The organism is Actinophytocola gossypii, assembly GCF_025165815.1.
Classification (GTDB): domain Bacteria; phylum Actinomycetota; class Actinomycetes; order Mycobacteriales; family Pseudonocardiaceae; genus Actinophytocola; species Actinophytocola gossypii.
In genome coordinates this window covers 397,781-415,369 of the sequence record NZ_JAFFZE010000009.1, presented here as the reverse complement: position 1 = coordinate 415,369, position 17,589 = coordinate 397,781, and the positions used below count along the sequence as shown (strand labels likewise).

At 74.2% G+C, this 17,589-nt stretch carries 18 protein-coding genes; 5 read left to right on the top strand and 13 right to left on the bottom strand.

Going from position 1 to position 17,589, the window contains the following annotated elements; translation table 11 throughout:
* Nucleotides 1-4: 4 nt before the first annotated feature.
* The 9 genes from rfaE2 (JT362_RS10290) to JT362_RS10250 are packed head-to-tail and all read right to left on the bottom strand — an operon-like array spanning nt 5 to nt 9,480.
* Nucleotides 5-1,444 (bottom strand): D-glycero-beta-D-manno-heptose 1-phosphate adenylyltransferase, encoded by a 1,440-nt coding sequence (gene rfaE2, locus JT362_RS10290; RefSeq protein ID WP_260190861.1) that lies wholly within the window; start codon nt 1,442-1,444, stop codon nt 5-7.
* Entirely contained in the window at nt 1,444-2,526 is a 1,083-nt protein-coding gene (locus tag JT362_RS10285; protein WP_260190860.1) for a glycosyltransferase family 9 protein, read from the bottom strand. The genes rfaE2 (JT362_RS10290) and JT362_RS10285 overlap by 1 nt, the downstream gene beginning before the upstream one ends.
* On the bottom strand, nt 2,526-3,905 hold the full coding sequence (locus JT362_RS10280; protein WP_260190859.1) for an aldehyde dehydrogenase family protein: 1,380 nt from the start codon (nt 3,903-3,905) through the stop codon (nt 2,526-2,528). The genes JT362_RS10285 and JT362_RS10280 overlap by 1 nt, the downstream gene beginning before the upstream one ends.
* Before the next feature lie 13 nt (nt 3,906-3,918).
* Nucleotides 3,919-4,608, bottom strand: a complete 690-nt coding sequence (locus tag JT362_RS10275; RefSeq protein WP_260191044.1) for an SDR family oxidoreductase — start codon at nt 4,606-4,608, stop codon at nt 3,919-3,921.
* A 26-nt stretch (nt 4,609-4,634) separates the two neighbouring features.
* Nucleotides 4,635-6,020 carry a D-glycero-beta-D-manno-heptose 1-phosphate adenylyltransferase gene (rfaE2, locus tag JT362_RS10270; RefSeq protein ID WP_260190858.1) on the bottom strand — a complete coding sequence of 462 codons (1,386 nt, stop codon included), beginning with the start codon at nt 6,018-6,020 and terminating at the stop codon, nt 4,635-4,637.
* On the bottom strand, nt 6,017-6,631 hold the full coding sequence (locus JT362_RS10265; protein WP_260190857.1) for a D-sedoheptulose-7-phosphate isomerase: 615 nt from the start codon (nt 6,629-6,631) through the stop codon (nt 6,017-6,019). The genes rfaE2 (JT362_RS10270) and JT362_RS10265 overlap by 4 nt, the downstream gene beginning before the upstream one ends.
* A complete protein-coding gene (locus tag JT362_RS10260; RefSeq protein ID WP_260190856.1) occupies nt 6,628-7,854 on the bottom strand; it encodes a glycosyltransferase in 1,227 nt (408 codons plus the stop codon). The genes JT362_RS10265 and JT362_RS10260 overlap by 4 nt, the downstream gene beginning before the upstream one ends.
* A 34-nt stretch (nt 7,855-7,888) precedes the next feature.
* The gene (locus JT362_RS10255) at nt 7,889-8,932 is read right to left on the bottom strand and encodes a glycosyltransferase family 9 protein (protein WP_260190855.1); all 1,044 of its coding nucleotides are present in this window, start codon (nt 8,930-8,932) and stop codon (nt 7,889-7,891) included.
* The gene (locus JT362_RS10250) at nt 8,929-9,480 is read right to left on the bottom strand and encodes a D-glycero-alpha-D-manno-heptose-1,7-bisphosphate 7-phosphatase (RefSeq protein WP_260190854.1); all 552 of its coding nucleotides are present in this window, start codon (nt 9,478-9,480) and stop codon (nt 8,929-8,931) included. The genes JT362_RS10255 and JT362_RS10250 overlap by 4 nt, the downstream gene beginning before the upstream one ends.
* Before the next feature lie 145 nt (nt 9,481-9,625).
* On the opposite strand from JT362_RS10250, the gene JT362_RS10245 reads away from it, so the two are divergent.
* Together JT362_RS10245 and JT362_RS10240 are read left to right on the top strand one after the other, a co-directional pair.
* Nucleotides 9,626-9,817: a DUF2795 domain-containing protein gene (locus JT362_RS10245; RefSeq protein ID WP_260190853.1), complete on the top strand. Its 192-nt coding sequence runs from the start codon at nt 9,626-9,628 to the stop codon at nt 9,815-9,817.
* A 9-nt stretch (nt 9,818-9,826) separates the two neighbouring features.
* Nucleotides 9,827-10,504: a hypothetical protein gene (locus JT362_RS10240; protein WP_260190852.1), complete on the top strand. Its 678-nt coding sequence runs from the start codon at nt 9,827-9,829 to the stop codon at nt 10,502-10,504.
* On the opposite strand, the gene JT362_RS10235 is transcribed toward JT362_RS10240, so the two are convergent.
* Nucleotides 10,446-11,690 (bottom strand): STAS domain-containing protein, encoded by a 1,245-nt coding sequence (locus tag JT362_RS10235; RefSeq protein WP_260190851.1) that lies wholly within the window; start codon nt 11,688-11,690, stop codon nt 10,446-10,448. The genes JT362_RS10240 and JT362_RS10235 overlap by 59 nt on opposite strands.
* 128 nt (nt 11,691-11,818) lie before the next feature.
* The gene (locus JT362_RS10230; RefSeq protein ID WP_260190850.1) at nt 11,819-13,036 is read right to left on the bottom strand and encodes a cytochrome P450; all 1,218 of its coding nucleotides are present in this window, start codon (nt 13,034-13,036) and stop codon (nt 11,819-11,821) included.
* A gap of 61 nt (nt 13,037-13,097) precedes the next feature.
* Here JT362_RS10230 and JT362_RS10225 point away from each other — a divergent pair, with 61 nt between their 5' ends.
* Nucleotides 13,098-14,174 (top strand): J domain-containing protein, encoded by a 1,077-nt coding sequence (locus JT362_RS10225; RefSeq protein ID WP_260191043.1) that lies wholly within the window; start codon nt 13,098-13,100, stop codon nt 14,172-14,174.
* Here JT362_RS10225 and rfbB read toward each other — a convergent pair.
* On the bottom strand, nt 14,171-15,169 hold the full coding sequence (rfbB, locus tag JT362_RS10220; RefSeq protein WP_260190849.1) for a dTDP-glucose 4,6-dehydratase: 999 nt from the start codon (nt 15,167-15,169) through the stop codon (nt 14,171-14,173). The genes JT362_RS10225 and rfbB overlap by 4 nt on opposite strands.
* Before the next feature lie 90 nt (nt 15,170-15,259).
* Between rfbB and JT362_RS10215 the strand changes: the two genes are divergently transcribed.
* A complete protein-coding gene (locus JT362_RS10215; protein WP_260190848.1) occupies nt 15,260-15,475 on the top strand; it encodes a hypothetical protein in 216 nt (71 codons plus the stop codon).
* A gap of 3 nt (nt 15,476-15,478) precedes the next feature.
* Nucleotides 15,479-16,360: a hypothetical protein gene (locus JT362_RS10210; RefSeq protein ID WP_260190847.1), complete on the top strand. Its 882-nt coding sequence runs from the start codon at nt 15,479-15,481 to the stop codon at nt 16,358-16,360.
* A gap of 97 nt (nt 16,361-16,457) precedes the next feature.
* Here the strand turns inward: JT362_RS10210 and JT362_RS10205 are convergent, their stop codons facing one another.
* Nucleotides 16,458-17,567, bottom strand: a complete 1,110-nt coding sequence (locus JT362_RS10205; protein WP_260190846.1) for a chymotrypsin family serine protease — start codon at nt 17,565-17,567, stop codon at nt 16,458-16,460.
* Nucleotides 17,568-17,589 lie beyond the last annotated feature (22 nt).

The following is a 17,589-nucleotide window of genomic DNA, read 5'->3' as shown; positions in this document are numbered from 1 at the left end:
GGCTTCAGTGCCCGTTCCTGATCCGGTCGATCACGGCCGTCGTGGAGCGGTCCGGTAGGTAGCCGAGGATCCGCACCTCGCCGCCGTAGCCGTGCACCACGTCGGTCTCGGCGAGCAGCTCCGCGCGGTGGTCGCCGCCCTTGGCGTAGATCTCCGGGCGCAGCCGCTCCAGCAGCGCGGCCGGGGTGTCCTCGTCGAACACCGTGAGGTGGTCCACGCAGCTGAGCCCGGCGAGCACGCCGGCGCGGTCGGCCAGGCCGTTCACCGGGCGGTCCGCGCCCTTGAGCCGGGCCACGCCCGCGTCGGAGTTGATCGCGACGACCAGCACGTCGCCGAGCCGCTTGGCCTCGTTCAGGTAGCTGACGTGGCCACGGTGCAGCACGTCGAAGCAGCCGTTGGTGAACACGATCCGCCGCCCGGCCGCGCGGTGCTCGGCGACGAGCTCGGCGAGCCGGTCGTGGTCGAGCAGCCGCGGCGAGCCGGCGCCGAGCCGCTCGGTGAGGTCGGCGACCGAGCAGACCGCGGTCTCCGGCCGGTGCACCACGACGTCGGCGGCGGCCTGCGCCAGCTCGACGGCGACCACGATGGACAGTCCGGCGCCCAGCGCGGTGGTCAGCGCGGCGCAGAACGTGTCGCCGGCGCCTGCGGTGTGGTTGTCCGGCACCGGGCGGGCCCAGGTGCGGTGCACGGGCCGGTCGCCGTCCAGCAGGACCGCGCCGTCCCGGTCGAGGGTGACCGCGACGGCCGCCGCGCCGGTCCCGGCGAGCAGCCGGTCGCGGTGGCGGTCGAGGAACTCGACCTGGCCCTCGCGCGGGATCGGCACGCCGAGCACGGTCTCGGTCTCGCCGGCGTTCGGGGTGACGACGTCGGGGCGCAGGTCGGCCCAGCGTGCCGGCTCGTGCGCGTCGACGACGAGCAGCGGGAGTCGTTCGCGGGCCAGCCGGAGCCGGTCGAGCGTGTCGCCCGCGAGCAGGCCGGTGCCGTAGTCGCACAGCACGATCGCGTCGGCATGCCCGGCCGCCGCGACCAGTCCGTCCACACTGGACAGGGGTTTCTGGTCGCGGTCACCGTCGTCGAGACGGACGACGACCTGCTCGCCGGCGACCACGCGACGTTTGGTCGTGGTGCGGCGCCCGTCGCCGACCTCGACGAGTGAGGTGTCCACATCGGACTTCCGGAGCGCGGCGAGCAGCTCGATGCCGGCGTCGTCCTCGCCGACCGTGGACACCATGGCGACCTCGGCGCCGAGCGCGGCCAGGTTCACCGCCGTGTTGGCCGCCCCGCCGGGCGCGGTCACCCGCTGGTCCACGGCGACCACCGGCGCGGGCGCCTCCCGACAGAGACGATCGGCACTACCGGTCAGCCACTCGTCGAGCATCACGTCACCAACGACGAGCACGGTCGGCCGCCGCTCGGCCAGGAAGGCCGGGAGGTCGATATCCATCACACCGTCACCTCCGTGGTCAGCCGGAGCGCCGCGGCGGCGACGTCGGCCGGGTCGAGGTCGAGGCACTCCTGGTGGTACGGACAGCGGAACTGGCGGCACGGCGCGCACGGCACCGGCCGGGACAGCAGCTCCGCGGTGGTGTTCCTCGGCGGCATGTCGGTCAGCCGCTCGGTGCCCGCGTAGGTGGCGACCACCGGCGTGCCGGCCGCGTCGGCCAGGTGCAGGCAGCCGGAGTTGTTGCACAGCACCACGTCCGCCGCCGCGACCACCCCGGCCAGCTCGGGCACGGTGACGTCGCCGAGCGGGGCGACGTCCGGGTGCGCCGCACCGGTGACCACCTCGTCGACCAGCGCGGCCTCCTTCGGTGACCCGGTGACCAGGACCGCGAGACCGGACTCGGCGACGTGCCGGGCGACGTCCGCGTACCGGTCGGCCGGGTAGCGCTTGCTCGGGCACGAACCGCCGGGCGCGAGCAGGGCGAACGCGCGGCCGGGCGCGCGGTCGGTGTGCGGGATGGACAGTTCCAGGTCCGGGCCGGCGGGCGGCACGCCGAGCGCGCCGAGCAGGTGCAGGCAGCGGTCGGCCTGGTGGGTGCCCTCGGGCGGCGGGGTGACCCAGTGGGTGGCGACGGCGCCGCCGAACTCCGTCGAGTGCACGGCACGCAGGCAGATGCCGGCGAGCATCCCGACGTGCGCGGCCGGCCACGGGGACTGGCCGTGCGAGGTGAACACCAGCATCGCGTCGTAGCGGCGGCCACGAATCCGTTCCACCAGCCAGCTCTCCTTCGCCGCGGCCGCGTGCGCGGAACCGGCGGCGCCGCCGGCCTGCTGCCAGCTCGCGGACACCGTGATCACCTCGCGCACGGCGGGGATCATCGGCGCGACGGTGGCGCCCACCGGGGAGGCGAGCAGGTCGATCACGGCGTGCGGCGCGGCCCGGCGCAGGGCGCGCAGTGCAGGGGTGGCGAGTACGACGTCACCGAGGTTGTCGGCGCGCACCACCAGGATCCGCCGGATCGCGGACCAGTCCGGCGGCGCGCCGAGGTCGGCGGCCGGATGCCGGGTCGGGCGCTCGTTCATCACGCGCTCCCCGGCGCGGTGAGGTGCACGACCTTCGTGGTGGTCAGCTCGTCGAGCAGCTCAGGGCCGTAGCCGAACCCGGTACCGCTCGCGCCCCTGGGCTGCGCCGCACCGCCTGGCGCACCGCCGAACACGTCGTTGACCTTGACCGTGCCGACCGGCAGCGCCCGGTACGCCTCGTGCGCGTGCGCCAGGTCCGAGGTCAGCACGGTCGCGGCGAGCCCGTACCGGCCGCTCGCGGCGGCGACCAGACCCTCGTCGAAGTCCCGCACCACCGCCACCGGCGCCACCGGGCCGAACGTCTCCTCGGTCAGCACCGGCATCTCGTGCGTGCAGCCGGACAGCACGGTGGCCGGGTACCAGGCCCCCGGCCCGTCCGGGACGAGCCCACCGGCCAGCGGCTCCGCACCCGCGTCGACGGCCTGCCGCACGTGCTCGTGCACGGCGTCCCGGTGCGCCCGGTCCACCAGCGGCGGCAGCCGGTGCGACCAGCGCTCGGCCGCCGCGGCCAGCGCGTCCAGGAACGGGGTCGCGATCCGCTGGTGCACGTAGATCCGCTCGACCGAGACGCAGACCTGGCCCGCGTTGGCGAACGCGCCGAGCGCGGCCTGTTCCGCCGCCCAGCGCGGGTCGACGTCACCGTCGACCAGCAGCGGGTCGTTGCCGCCGTTCTCCAGCAGGGTCTTCGCGCCGGTGCGGGCGGTGGCCTCGGCGATCTTCCGGCCGGTGGCGACCCCGCCGACGTGCGCGACCACGTCCACGTCGTGGTGCCCGGCCAGGTGCGCGCCGGTCTCCCCCGCGCCGGTCAGCGTGGTCAGCACCCCGTCCGGGAAGGACTCCGCGAGCAACTCACCGAGCCGCCGCCCGGTGTGCGGGCAGCGCTCGCTCGGCTTGTGCACCACCGTGTTGCCGGTGACCAACGCGGCGCCGAGCAGTCCACAGGCGACCGCGACCGGATCGTTCCACGGGGTCAGCGCCACCACGACACCCCGCGGCTCGGGGATCATCAGGTCGGTGGCCGACCAGGCGCCGTGCAGGCTGTGGCCGCGGTGCACCGGGCCCAGCTCGGCGTACTGCTCCAGGGTGGACACCCCGGCACCGATCGCCTCGACCGCCTCGTCGCGCGGACGGCCGGTCTCCCGCTGGTGGATCTCGGCCAGCTCGGGCGTTCCTGCCCGCAGCGCCGCGGCCGCCGATCGCAGCGCGGCGCCGCGCTCGGCGGCCGGGGTGCGTCGCCAGTCCACCAGGGCCGCGCGGGCGGTCGCGACGGCCGAGTCCGCCTGGGACGGCGTGGCCGGCGTGAACCGGCCGACCGGGTCGCCGGTCGCGGGGTCGGTGATGTCGATGGTCTGGGTAGCGGTCTCGGTTGCGGTCAGCAACGGGTGCTCCTCCTCACGGCCAGGACGGCTCGCGCTCGTGGCAGATGACCAGCTCCCGGATCTCGCAGCCGGCCGGCTGGTCGAGCACGTGCACGATGCTGTTCGCGACGTTCTCCGGTGGGTTGAGCATGGTGCGGTCGGCCGGCAGGTACTGCTCATCGCGGTCGTCGAAGAACGCCGTGCGCATGCCGCCGGGCACCACCAGGGTCACCCCGACGCGGCCGGCGAGCTCCATGGTCAGCGCGCGGGTGAACCCGACCACGCCGAACTTCGCCGCGCAGTAGGCGGTTGCGTCGCCCGCCGGCCGCAGCCCGAGCGTGGAGGCGACGGTGACCACCCGGCCACGGCTGCGTTCCAGGTACGGCACGGCGGCGCGGACCACGGCGGCGGTGCCCATCAGGTTCACCCGCACCACCTGCTCCCAGTCCGAAGTGGACAGGCTGGTGATCGGCCCGCAGTGGTCCATGCCGGCCGCGGTGACCACGGCGGCCAGCCCGCCGGTGCGCTTGGCCAGCGCGTGCACCGCCTCCTCGGTGGCCGCGCTGTCGGAGACGTCGACCAGCCGGAAGTCGGTGGCCGGCCCGGACGGCGCCTGCTTGTCCAGCACCACGACGGGCTTGCCGGCGTCGTGGAGTGCGCCGACCAGCGCGGCGCCGAGGCCGCTGGATCCGCCGGACACCAGTACCGGGTGCTGCTCTGACATGTCGGACACGTGTTCCTCCCTCGTGGTCAGCCGGCCTCGGTGAGCATCTGGGCGAGCCGGGTCGTCGAACGGCCGTCGTGGTACGGCACCACCACGACCGAGCCGCCCCACCCTCGGACGAGCGGGGTCTCCGGCAGGGTCTCCGGGGTGTAGTCGCCACCCTTGACCCACACGTCGGGCCGCAGCTCGGCGAGCACCTCCTCCGGACCCGCGCCGTCGAAGATCACGACGTGGTCGACGCAGCCGAGCGCGCGCAGCACCTCGGCCCGGTCGGCCTCGCCGTTCAGCGGGCGCGTCGACCCCTTGAGCCGCCGCACCGAGTCGTCGGAGTTCACGCACACCACCAGGCAGTCGCCGAGACCGCGCGCCGCGTCGAGGGTGCGGATGTGGCCGGCGTGCAGCAGGTCGAAGCAGCCGCCGGTGGCGACCACCGTCCCGCCGCGGGCGCGCACCGACTCGACGAGCCTCCGCGCACCGTCCAGCCCGTTCCGGTCGGTGTCCGGGGACGGGGTGATCGCGCCGCCGGTGACCTCCGCGGCACCGCCGGCCGCGACGAACTCCGCGGCCGAGGTGACCGCCTGCCCGACGGCGCCGGCGACACTGTCGTGGCGCATCAGCCGGGCGGTGGCGGCGACGGCGAACCGGTCACCCGCGCCGCACGGGTCGGCGACGGACACCGAGGGCGCCGGGATCAGCCGGGTCGAGGCACCGTCGTCGAGCAGCGCGCCGCGCCCGCCGAGCGTCACCGCGAGCGCGCCGGCACGCCACCGGTCCCGCAACAGCGCCGCGGCCTGCTCGGCGGTGCTCACGTCGTCGCCGTCCTGGCCGAGTTCTCCGTCGCACAGCCGCAGTGACTCGTCCAGGTTCGGCGTGACCAGGGTGACGCCGGCGACCGGCTGGGCGCCGCGCGGGTGCGGATCCCACACCACCGGCACGCGGTCGACCATCCTGGCCAGCGCCCGGCGCAGCAGCGGGTCGGCGGTGAGGCCCCGGCCGTAGTCCGACACGAGGATCGCGTCCGCCGACTCGATCGCGGCGAGCATGTCCGGGGTGACCGTCGGGCGGCCGGCGCGGGTCCGGTCGATCCGGGCGACGGTGTGCCCGTCGGCGCGCACCCTGGTCTTCACCGGGGTCGGCGCGTTCAGCGGCCCGGCCACCGTGCGCACCCGGCCGAGCCGGGCTCGCAGCAGGTCGGCCTCGCTGTCGTCGGCGAGCGCGGTGACGAGCGTGACCGGCTCGCCCGCGCACCCGGCCAGCCACGCGGCCAGTCCCGCGCCGCCGGGTCGCGGCCTGCGCTTGTCCTCCTCGACGACCAGCGCCGGGGCGTCCGGGCAGACCCGGTTCACCGAGCCGACGAGGTCGATGTCCAGCAGGCAGTCGCCGACCACGACGAGGTTCATGGTGGATTTCATGACGCCCTCCGAGCATCGTCGTCCGGCACGGTCTCCCCCGTGTCGTCTGCGGTGTCGTCCGCGCTGTCGGCTATCGCGGCCTCGAACGCCTCGCACATCAGGTGCACCGAGATCAGGTGTGCCTCCTGCACGGTCGACGTGCCGCCGTCCACCGCGAGGGTGTCGTCGGCCAGCTCCGCGAGCGGGTTCGGCAGCGGGCCGGTGAGCGCCAGGACCGTCGCGCCCCTGGCCCGGCCGGCCGCCGCGGCGCGCAGCACGTTCTCGCTGCGGCCGCTGGTGGACAGCAGCACCAGGACGTCCTTGGGCCGGGCGTGCGCGGTGACCTGGCGGGCGTAGACGTCCGCGAAGCCGTAGTCGTTGCCGATCGCGGTGAGGCTGGAGGTGTCGGCGTGCAGTGCGACCGCGGCGAACGGCTCCCGCTCGCGGTCGAACCGGCCGACCAGCTCGGCGGTCAGGTGCTGGGCCTCCGCGGCCGATCCGCCGTTGCCGGCGGCCAGCAGCCGGGCACCCGCGCCGAGCCGTTCGGCGAGCAGCGCACCCCAGCGTTCGAACCGGGGGGTCTGCCGGTCCAGTGCCCGCACGGCGCGGCTGAGCTCGACGAGGCGGTTCATCGCGACGCTCCGGCGGCGGTGGCGAGCCGCCCGGTGCCGGTGCCGTCGAGGCACTGCTCGTAGACCCGGGCGGTGTCCATGGCGATCCGGTCCCACGGGTAGCGGGACTCGGCGCGGTCGCGGCCGGCGGCGCCGAGGAAGTCCCGCTTGACCGGGTCGGCGAGCAGGGCCTTCATGGTGGCCGCCAGCGGTTTGGGCCGCTGGGGCGGCACCAGCACGCCGGTGACGCCGTCGACGACCGTGTCGGCCAGGCCGCCGACCTCGGTGGCGAGCACCGGCACCCCGCAGGCCATGGCCTCCAGCGGGACGATGCCGAACGGCTCGTACCAGGGCACGCACGCCACGAGGTCGGCCGAGCGCAGCACGGACGGCATCCGCTCGCGGGGCACCTGGCCGACGAGCCGCACCCGGTCGGCGACGCCGAGCCGCTCGGCGAGCTCGCGCAGCCGGATGGCCTCCGGGTCGCGGGCGAGTGTCCTGCGGTCCGGGCCGCCGACGATGACCAGCTCGGTGTCCGAGTTGTACGGCATGGCCGCGATCAGGTCGGCGAACCCCTTGCGCGGCACCAGCCTGCCGACGCTGACCACCCGGCGGGGCAGCCGCTTGGGCACGACGGGGCCCTCCGGGCGGAACTGGTCGCAGTCCACGCCGCAGGGGACGACGGCGACGCGCCGGTTGCCGACGCCCATCCGGCCGAGCTCGCGGACCTCGTCGGTGCAGGTGGCGAGGACGCGAGTGACGGAGTTGCCGACCAGCCGCTCGAGCCGGATGCGGTCGGCCGGGCTGGTGTCGGCGGTGCCCTGGTGGCGGCGCTTCACCGTGCCGAGGGCGTGGTAGGTGTGCACGACGGGCACGCGCGTGTGCTGCTTGGCGAACACCGCGACGATTCCGCTCATCCAGAAGTGCGAGTGCACGACGTCCGGCGGCGAGTCCCGCCACTGCTCGCTGACGAACCGGGTGAACTCGGCCATGTGCGGCAGCAGCTCGTCCTTGGGCACCTGCTTGGCGGGACCGGCCGGCACGTGGACGACCCGGAAGCCCTGGGGGGCGTCGACGGTCGCCGGCTGCCCGCGGGCGTCCCGGCGGGTGTAGACGGTCACGTCGTGGCCCGCCCTGACCAGAGCGGCGGAGAGCTCGGCGACGTGCAGGTTCTGCCCGCCCGCGTCAACTCCTCCTAGCGCCGCCAGGGGATTGGCGTGTTCGGAGATCATCGCTATTCGCATTTGTGGCTGTTCCCGTCGTCCAGTCATGGCAGGGTCAGCGCACCACCTGTGGCTTAAGTGAGTGCTTCTTCCGTACGGCCCGGACGGCCGCCACCACGTCACGCGCGGTGACGGTCGACAGGCACGGATGTCCCGGCACCGGGCACTCGCGCGCCCTGGTGCCGCGACAGGCCGCGGTCTGGTCGCCGAGCAGCACGGTGGGCACCCGGTAGGGCGCCCACCGGACCGCCGGCACGACCGGGGAGAACAGGGAGACCACCGGGGTCTCGACGGCCGCCGCGAGGTGCGCGGGGCCGGTGTTGCCGACGACCACCGCGTCGGCGCCGGCGAGCACGCCGCCGAGCTGCGCGAAGCTGGTGGCGCCGCCGAGGTCGGTGCCGGCGTCCGCGGCGACCGCGGCGGTCAGCACCCGCTCGGTCGGTCCGCCGGTGACCAGCACGCGGTGCCCGGCCTCGACCAGATCCCGCACCGCCTCGGCGCACCGGCCGGCCGGCCAGCGGCGGGCCGGCACCGTGGCGCCGGGGTGCACGACCACGTACGGGCCGGTGCCGGTCAGCGTGGACACCTCCGGGATCCGGCGCACCCGCAGCGCGCCGTCGTCGCCGGGTGGCAGGCGGAAGCCGGCGGCGTTGACCAGAGCGAGCGCGCGCTCCGGCTCCGGGGTGTCGTCGACGAAGTCGATGTCGGGGCGCAGGCGGACGTCGAGCAGCGCGCCCGGGTAGTCGGTGGAGATGCCGGCGATGGCCGGGACGCCGGCCGTCCGCAGCAGCAGCGCGGTCGGCAGGCAGGACTGGTGCGCGGAGGTCAGCACCACCGCGAGGTCGAACCGGGCACCGGCGATCCGTTCGGTCAGCTCTCGCATGTCGTCGAGTCGCAGCTCGCCGGGGTCCGGGGCGATCCAGGGGCAGGTCCACTCGATCGTGTGGTCCACGCCGGGCAGCAGCGCGGCCGCCTGAGCGCCGGCCGGACCGCAGAGCAGGGTGACCTCGGCCGGGTGACCGGCGATCGCGCGGATCGCCGGGCCGGACAGCAGGACGTCGCCGTCACTGTCCAACCGCACCACGAGCACCCGCATCATGCGCGCACCCCCAGCAGGAGGTCGACGGCGAGTTCGGTGGCGGTGTGGAGGTCGGTGGCCAGCACCGGGGCGGCGGCGATCTCGTCCGGGCGGGTCACCGGGGTCGGCACCATGATCGCGAGGGCGCCGGCGGCGGTTGCCGCGGCGAGATCGGCGGCGATGTCGCCGATCACGACGCACGCCCGCGGGCGCACACCGAGCGCGGCGCACGCGTCCAGCACCATTCCCGGTGCCGGTTTGCGGCAGACGCACCCGGAATCGGGCAGATGTGGGCAGAACCGGAAGTCGTCGAACGGCCCCAGCAGTTGCTCCATCCGGGCATGCACCCGGTGGACGTCGCCCACCGTCAGCAATCCGCGGCCGATCCCGGACTGGTTGGTCACGATCCCGGTCGCGACGTGCTCCGACCGCAGCAGCTCCAGCGCGTCCCGCGCCCCCGGTACCGGCCTGACCAGGCCGGGGTCGCCGTTGTACGGCACGTCCTCGACGAGCGTGCCGTCCCGGTCGAACAGCACCGCCGCGGCGGTCGCAGAAGCTGATGTGGTCACGAAGAAGGGCTTTCCGGGTGGAGTAGTAGTAAACCTGTGCGTGACAGCTACTACTCATCGTGACGACCTTTCGGTTGCCGACCGGCGGATAAGTCGCGCCGATCGGGGTAGCCAGCGCATCGGGCCGAACGGGAAAGGAGAAGCCGTGAACAACCCGAATCCGATTCAGATGCAGAAGTTCCTGTCCGGTGTGGACTACCCGTGCGACAAGGACAGCCTGGTCGAGCACGCACGCTCGCAGGGCGCCGACGACGCGGTACTCGACGGGCTGCGGTCGATGCCGGACCGCACCTACGACGGGCCTAACGCCGTCAGCGAGGAGTTCGTCAAGTCCTGAGGAGGCGACATGGACACCCTGTCGATGCGCGAGTTCGTCCACGTCCCCGGACCGTTCGCCTCGGTCTACCTGCCGTCCGCGGCCGCCTGGCCGGTGCTGCGGCCCCGCCTCGCCGCCCAACACGTCGAGGAGACCGTCCTCGACGTGCTGGACGAGGCGGTCGCCCGGCACGGCGCCACCGGCCACGCACTCGTCACGGCGTTGGTCAGCTCCGGCGGCACGGTTCTGGTCGACGAGTGCCCGTCCTGGCGGCCGGCCGCGCCCGTCGGCAGGGTGTCCGACCTGCCCTACCTGCTCCCGCTCGCGCACCACCACGCGGCGGCCGGGGAACGGCCCGTCGCCGAGTGGTCGGCCTACGACCAGTTCGTGTTCGAGTCCTCCCGGCCGGGCGGGCTCGCCGTGGACGGGCTCCCGCTCTGCACCCGCGGCCTCCGCGAGGGCAACGCCGACGCCCTGGTCGTGTCGGTGGACCGGCTCGGCGACGAGACGGTGTGGGTCGGCGGCGACCAGCAGGACCACCTGGTCGGCACCGACGACTCGCTGCGCGCGCTCGGCGTCCCGATCAGCCGGCAGCGGGCCGACGAGGCGCTGCCGCTGGCCGCGCTCGCGGTCGGCGCCGAGCTGATCGTCACCGCCGAGTCACTCCCCTTGGCCGACGGGGTCGGGGTGCTGCTACGCCACCCGTGACAGCTGCCCTGCCCCGAGCGGCCCGCCTGGCCTCGTCGTGCAGGTGCTCAAGGGCGTCGAGCGTGGTGTTCCGGACGTACCAGGCGATCCACGCGCCCGCCTCGGCCGCGATCCGCGCCAGCTCGGGTGGCTCGGCGCCAACCGACACGGCGCCCACCTCGCGGTGGTGGGTGGAGACGACGCCGACGCACTCGCCGGACGGCGCGAGCAGCGGCGTGCTCCGCACCGCGCGAATGCCGGCGTCGAGCAGGACCGCGCGGGCGTCCTCGTCGTAGACCGGGTCGCTCGCCACGTCGGCGACGACCATCGACGAGCGCCGCCGCCACGCCTCCGCGCACGGGGAACCGGTCGTGCCGACCTCCTCGAAGAACGTGAGCAGCGACGTGGGCAGGCCGCGCTGCCGTTCGATCGCCAGCGCGCCGCGGACCGGGTCGACCAGCTGGACGTCACCCGCCTCGGCCCCCGAGCACGCCAGTACCGCGTCGAGCACCTCGTCGAGCAGCACGGTCAGGTTGGCCGGGGCCCGCGTCACGAACGTCAACCGGGGAGCGGGCGGTCTGAGCCGGCCGGGGAACCAGCGCGGCGCGTCCGGCGACGGCGGTGGCGTGGCGCCGACGAAGGCGTGCGCCAGTAGCCGCATCTTCACGTTGTTCCGCTGGGACACGTCCCGCAGCAGGCCGTTGGCCGTGTTCACGTCGGGCAGCCGGTAACGCTCGTGCAGCATGCCGAGCGCGCGGGCGACCAGCGGGCGGGTACGCAGCTTCTCGCGCAGGTCGCGCACCTGGTCGCGCAGCCGCACCAGCTCGTCGCAATCGCGGTCGGACGCGTGGTCGAGCGCCGCGACCGCCGTGTCGACCGTGGTGAAGACCTCCAGCACGTCGACGGCGTGGATCGCCTCGAGCACCCGGCGGGGCATCCCGGCGCCGGTGACGACCAGCATCCGCCTGCCCCCATCGGCGAGCCGGTCGGCGACCCGGGTCAGCATCCGCGCGCCGGCGGCGGAGAGCATCGTGACGGCGTGCACGTCCACCACGACGTCGACCGAGCCGTCGACCAGCCGGATGAACTCGGCCTCCAGCTCGGCGGCGTTCGCGGTGTCGATCTCACCGTTGACGCGGAGCGCCAGCACGTTCTCGGGGCCGGGGACGACGATCACGGTGACCACGGCGCACCGGGCGTCCGCCACTCGTCACGTCCACGCACCATGTTGCGCCCTCCTGTGTTCGACACAAACTGTCGGACAAGGGCACGCCGCGCTTCTGGACCCGACCCTCGTCCGTCACGGTACCCAAGCCCCCCGCCCACCGCGCGAGATCAACTCGGCACGACGACCATGCCGCTGCGCACCCTGGCCGGGATCCGGTGCAGCGAGATGGTCAGGTCCTGGTCCGGCACCTCGTGGTCGAGCGCGGCCAGCCGGGGCGTGAGCGCCTCCAGCACCGCGACGGTGAACGGCTCGCCCGGGCAGCGGTGGTTGACCCGCGGATCGCCCGCGCCCTGCGGCACCAACTCGAACTCGCCGATCTCCCGGTCGACGAACCGCTCCGGGCGGAACCGGAACGGCTCGTCCCAGTACCGCGCGTCGTGGTCGTGCCCCCACAGGTCGAGCAGCACCAGCGAGCCCGAGGGGATCCGCTCGTCCCGCCAGGTCAGGTCGGTGACCGCGTGCCCGGCGACGAACGGCGCGAACGGGTAGAACCGGCGCATCTCGTGCACGAACTCGGTGACCAGCTCCCCGGCCGCCAGCCGCCGCCGGTGCTCCGGCCAGCGGTGCAGCGCGTGGCCGGCGTACGCGACGAACCAGCACACCGCGACCGTCGGCCGGATGACGTTGAGCAGCTCCACCGCGGCCAGCCGGGGGCTCAGCGACTCGCCGTCGCGTTCCCGGTGCCCGGCGACGGCCATGAGCGCCGACCCTTCCGGCGCGGTGACCGAGCCGTCCCGCACCCCGCGCACCAGGCCGGCGAACCGGTCCTCCTGGCGGCGCCGGGCCGCGCGGGCCCGCCAGTGCCTCGGCCCGGCGGTGGCGAAGCCGTCGACCATCGCCACCAGGTCGGCGGCGAGACCGTCCACCTCGGCGTCGGCCAGCGGGACGCCGGCCCACCGGCAGACACCGCGGGTGAGCACGCGGCTCGCCTCGTCGAACAGGACCACCGGGCGTCCGGGCGGCCACTTCGTCTCGTCCCACGCGGCCGCGACGCTCGCCGCGAGCGCCGCGGTGCGCTCCGGGGTGACCAGGGAGAGGAAGAGTTCCTTGCGGCACCGGTGCGCCGCGCCGTCGAGGGTGTGCACGGCGCCCTTGCCGAACAGGGTGGCCCGCACCGGCTCCGGGATCGCGCCGTGCCGCCGGACATGTGCCTCGTCGTAGAAGAACCGGGCGGCTTCCGGCCCGCACAGGCCGACGGCGGGGCGCCCGAACAGCCTGGTCCGCACGATCCCGTTCGCCGTCCGGGCGCGCCGGTCCGGCATCCAGGCATAGCCGTCGAGCAGGACCGACAGCGAGCTGTCGCGGAGCGCGGATGGAAGTCGCATGTCGACCGTATGCCCGGTGGGACGATCTCCTAATCTGTTCGCCGGGAGCGGGACCGACGAGATGGCGGTGAGGGTGCGCGGGTACGACTACTACGAGCTGCTCGGCGTGTCCCGGAACGCCTCCCCCGCCGAGATCAGGTCGGCCTACCGGTCGCTGGCCAAGGTCATGCACCCCGACGCGGGCGGGACCGCCGGCACGTTCCGCCTGCTCCGCGAGGCGTACGAGACGCTCGTCGATCCGGAGCTCCGTTCCGACTACGACGCCGGCGGCCTCGACGACGATCCGCCCGTTCCGCCCGCTCCCCGGCGGCGCGAGCGGGACGACCCGGAGCACACGCCCACGCTGCCGGTACTGGACACCAGGACGATCCCGTGGTGGGACCACGTCGGCTCGCGGGTCGCGCTGGTCCCGACGGGGCCGGCACCCAACCCGGCGTTCGCCGTGGCCGGCGCCGCCTGGGCCGGGCTGCTGGTGGCCCTGGTGGTCACCGGGGCGCCCGGCGCGGTGGTGTTCGTGTGGGTGCTGGTGCTCGCCGCCGCGGGCGCGGCCGTCGGCCACCGGTGGCTCGCCTCGGCCAGGGCGGACCGGGAGTTCCTGGCCGAGCTGGGCACGCGCCTGGTGTTCGGGCGGCCGGGCACCGAGCCGGACGAGGCGGGTGAGCGGCTGACCGCCGAGCTGCTGGCGCGCTACCTGACCCGCATCCCGGCCGCCCGGGTGTGCCACGGGCTCGCGGGCGAGGCGGGCTCGGTGTTCGCCGACGTCGACCACGCGGTGCTCTGCGGCAGGCGGCTGGTACTGGTCGAGTCGAAGGTGTGGCTGCCGGGGCACTACCGGGTGGACGCCGCGGGCGTGCTGTGGCGCAACGGTCACCGGTTCCGCGGTGGGACGTCCCGACTGGCCGAACGGGTCGCGGCGTACCGCGCGCTGCTACCGGGGTTCGCCGTGCGGGGCGTGCTGCTGCTCTACCCCGGCCGCCCCGGTGCCGTCACGGTCGACGAGCCGCCGTTCGGCGCGGACGTCGTGCCGCCGATGGATCCCGAGCGGTTCGTCCGGGAGGTCGGCGGCTGGCTGGCCGCCGACCCGTCGAACGTGCACCGGGACGCGCTGCGGGTGCTGGTGCGCCAGGTGGTGTCCTAGCGGCCGAGGAGGGCGTAGGTGGCCTCGGTGCCCTCCTTCTGCGCCTTCCACCACCACTCGTTGTGCCGGTACCAGTCGATGGTCTGGGCGAGGCCGGCGCGCAGGTCGCCGTACTCGGGCACCCAGCCCAGCTCGGTGCGGATCTTCGTCGAGTCGTTGGCGTAGCGCAGGTCGTGGCCAGGGCGGTCGGGCACCCGGTCGTAGGCGTCCCGCTCCTGGTACATCAGCTCGAGCGTGGTCTCCAGGATGTCCTTGTTGCTGCGCTCGTCGCCGGAGCCGATCAGGTACGTGTCGCCGATCCGGCCGCCCGAGATGATCAGGTGCACCGCGGCGTTGTGGTCGTCGACGTGGGTCCACTCGCGCACGTTCACGCCGTCGCCGTACAGCTTCGGGCGGTCGCCGACGAGCACGTTGGTGATCTGCCGCGGGATGAACTTCTCGACGTGCTGGAACGGGCCGTAGTTGTTGGCGCAGTTGGACAGCGTCGCGCGCAGGCCGAACGAGCGCACCCACGCCCGGACCAGGGTGTCGGAGCTGGCCTTGCTCGCCGAGTACGGGCTGGACGGGTTGTACGGGGTCTCCTCGGTGAACTTGTCGTCCGAGTCGAGCGGCAGGTCGCCGAACACCTCGTCGGTGGAGATGTGGTGGAAGCGCACGTCGTGCCGGCGCGCGGCCTCGAGCAGGGTGAACGTGCCCATGATGTTGCTGCGGATGAACGGCTCCGGGTCGTGCAGGGAGCGGTCCACGTGCGACTCGGCGGCGAAGTGGACGACCACGTCCGTGCCGGCCATCAGCCGCTCGACCAGGTCGGCGTCGCAGATGTCACCCTCGACGAACTCGATCGCGTCGCCGGCCGGCGTGAGGCTCTCGCGGTAGCCGGCGTAGGTCAGCGAGTCAAGCACGCGGATCTCGTACGCCGGGTGGTGCTTGAGCGTGTGGTGAACGAAGTTGGAGCCGATGAAGCCGGCCCCGCCGGTCACGAGCATGCGCGTCATGTCCACGCATGCTACCGGCCGGGTCCGTACCGGCACGGAACACCCGGATGCGGGTATGGCGGCGGCGGGCGGACATGACAAAGTCAGGCAATGCGCGGCGACGTACGGGATGCGCTGAAGCGCTGGCTCGGACCCGACGCCGGCGTCCTGGACGCGCTGTCCGACCAGGAGCTGGCGGAACTGCACGACGCCCTGTCGGCCGCGCGCAGGCACCAGGCGCGGGCACTCGCCGCGGCGACGGACGAGGCCATGCGGCAGCTGCCGCCGCTGGTGCGGGCCAGCGTCGGCCGGATCGTGGGGCGGTGAGACGTGGCGCGTGACCTGGCCACGAAGGCCGAACTGATGAAGCTGGCCCGGGCCCTGCACACCACGCCGGAGGGCGTGCGGTTCGCGGCCTCGCTCGAGTACGAGGAGATCCGGCGGCTCCGCGAGCGGGTCACCGCAGCGCTGTACGACGAGCACCGGACGGCGTTCCAGCGGGTCGCCGCGATCACCCGGCTGCTGCCCACCGCGGTGAACGTGCGGATCACGCTGCGGGCGTTCACGCCGTTCCTGGCCGCGCGGGTGGCCGGCGAGATGGCCCCGGAACGTGCCGCCGAGCTGGCCAACCGGATGCCCGTGGAGTACCTGGCCGAGGGCTCGATCCACCTCGACCCACGCCGGGCGGCGCCGCTGATCCAGCGGATGGACCCGGACCGGGTGCTGGCGGTGATCCGCGAACTGGTCGACCGAACCGAGTACGTCACCCTCGGCCGCCTGCTCGACGCCGCGACCTCGTGGATCATCCGTGGCGTCGCCGCGACCGTGTCGGACGAGGCCCTGCTGCGGATCGGCTTCTACGCCGAGTGCGACGCCCAGCTGACCACGGCGGTGTCGATGCTGCCAGCGCCCCGCCTGCGCGAGGTCGTGCACACCGCCCTGACCGGCCCGCTCGACCTCCGCTCCGCCGGCCTGTCCCTGATCGGCAGGCTGACCGACGACCGCCTCCGCGGCCGCATCGCCGAGTACGCCGCCGAGGCCGACGACGACACCCTCACCCTCCTCCTGCGCACCGCCCTCGACGAGGACGCCGCCGACGACCTCCTCACCGCCCTCACCGCGATGGGCGAACGAGCCAGGCACCGCGTCCTGGCCCTACCCGCCCTGGCCGACCACGACACCCTCGCCCGCCTCCTCCGCACCCCCCACTGACCACCGCCCCCGAACGTACGACTCACCGTCCGGGAACGTACGACTCGCGAGGCTCGCGAGTCGTACGTTCCCGTCGCGCGAGTCGTACGTTCGGGGGTCAGAGGGGGATGTACACGCCGAAATCGCGGGAGGCGGTGCGGAAGTCCTGGAAGCCGATGCGGGCGCCGGCGACGCGGGTGACCGTGCCCTTGGCGATCACGCCGCCGCCGGCGGCCGGGCCGTAGACGGGCCCGCCGCTGTCGCCGGGGCGGGCGGCCTGCTGGCCGTTCATCTGCTCGCCCTCGACCAGGTCCTCGCGGTCGGCGTAGAAGAACAGCACCTTGATGTTGCAGACCGGGCCACCGGTGGCGCCCGCGCTGGTGACGCCGGACTGGCACAGGTACTCGCCGACGTACACGTCGCCCCAGCCGTTCACGGACACCGTGCTGTTGCTGTCGCCGCCGCCGACGTACTGGCGGTTCACCACGTTCGGCGTGGGAATCAGCATGATGTCGTGGTCGCCGTGCTTGGCGCCCGCGTTGCCGATGTACTCGCCGGTCGGGTCGGTCACCCGCACGCCCGGGTCGCCGCAGTGCCCGGCGGTGAGCAGGAACCGCTGGTTCGCGCCGTTGCGTACCGAGAAGCCCGAGGTGCAGGCCGCGTTGCCGAGCACGATCGTGGCGCCGCCCTTCCACGGCGGGGCGTCGTCGCGCCGCGACACCGGCGCCAGCGGCTCCTCCACGACGGTCCGCACCGGAACGTCCACCGCGGACGTGAGCGCGTGGGTCGCGGCCGCCGACGTGGTGCCGAGGACCAGGCCGCTGCCGTCGGCCGGGAGCTTGATCGCGTGCACGGCCGGGCCGCGGCGGGCGTCGATCACCTTGGCGGCCGCGCGTAGTTCGGCGTTGGAGTACCGGGCCGGCTCGATCTCCACGGGCGCCTCGGCCTCCGCCTTCGCGACGGCGGCGCGGATCCCGGCCGGCACGGAGCCCTTCCACCACAGGTCGACGTGGTCCTCCTCGAGGACGATGCCGGCGAAACCCCGGTCGGCGCCGCGCAGCACCTCGGCCTGGATCACGTCGGCGGCGCGGACGAGCGGCTGCTGGGCGAGCATCCGGTCCCAGTCGCTCGGCGGCGGTTCCGCGCCGGCAGCGGGCGCGGCGCCGAGAGTGGCCGAGACCGCGAGCGCGGCGGTCGCGAGCGCGAGGAGACGGCGTGTTGATCTCATGGTGGCTCCTTCGGTAGCAGGG

Bases quoted from the DNA above. Each gene is read 5' to 3' on its own strand.
- rfaE2 (WP_260190861.1), bottom strand. From the start codon at position 1,444: ATGGATATCGACCTCCCGGCCTTCCTGGCCGAGCGGCGGCCGACCGTG.
- JT362_RS10285 (WP_260190860.1), bottom strand. From the start codon at position 2,526: ATGAACGAGCGCCCGACCCGGCATCCGGCCGCCGACCTCGGCGCGCCG.
- JT362_RS10275 (WP_260191044.1), bottom strand. From the start codon at position 4,608: ATGTCAGAGCAGCACCCGGTACTGGTGTCCGGCGGATCCAGCGGCCTC.
- rfaE2 (WP_260190858.1), bottom strand. From the start codon at position 6,020: ATGAAATCCACCATGAACCTCGTCGTGGTCGGCGACTGCCTGCTGGAC.
- JT362_RS10265 (WP_260190857.1), bottom strand. From the start codon at position 6,631: ATGAACCGCCTCGTCGAGCTCAGCCGCGCCGTGCGGGCACTGGACCGG.
- JT362_RS10260 (WP_260190856.1), bottom strand. From the start codon at position 7,854: ATGCGAATAGCGATGATCTCCGAACACGCCAATCCCCTGGCGGCGCTA.
- JT362_RS10255 (WP_260190855.1), bottom strand. From the start codon at position 8,932: ATGATGCGGGTGCTCGTGGTGCGGTTGGACAGTGACGGCGACGTCCTG.
- JT362_RS10240 (WP_260190852.1), top strand. From the start codon at position 9,827: ATGGACACCCTGTCGATGCGCGAGTTCGTCCACGTCCCCGGACCGTTC.
- JT362_RS10230 (WP_260190850.1), bottom strand. From the start codon at position 13,036: ATGCGACTTCCATCCGCGCTCCGCGACAGCTCGCTGTCGGTCCTGCTC.
- JT362_RS10225 (WP_260191043.1), top strand. From the start codon at position 13,098: ATGGCGGTGAGGGTGCGCGGGTACGACTACTACGAGCTGCTCGGCGTG.
- rfbB (WP_260190849.1), bottom strand. From the start codon at position 15,169: ATGACGCGCATGCTCGTGACCGGCGGGGCCGGCTTCATCGGCTCCAAC.
- JT362_RS10215 (WP_260190848.1), top strand. From the start codon at position 15,260: ATGCGCGGCGACGTACGGGATGCGCTGAAGCGCTGGCTCGGACCCGAC.
- JT362_RS10205 (WP_260190846.1), bottom strand. From the start codon at position 17,567: ATGAGATCAACACGCCGTCTCCTCGCGCTCGCGACCGCCGCGCTCGCG.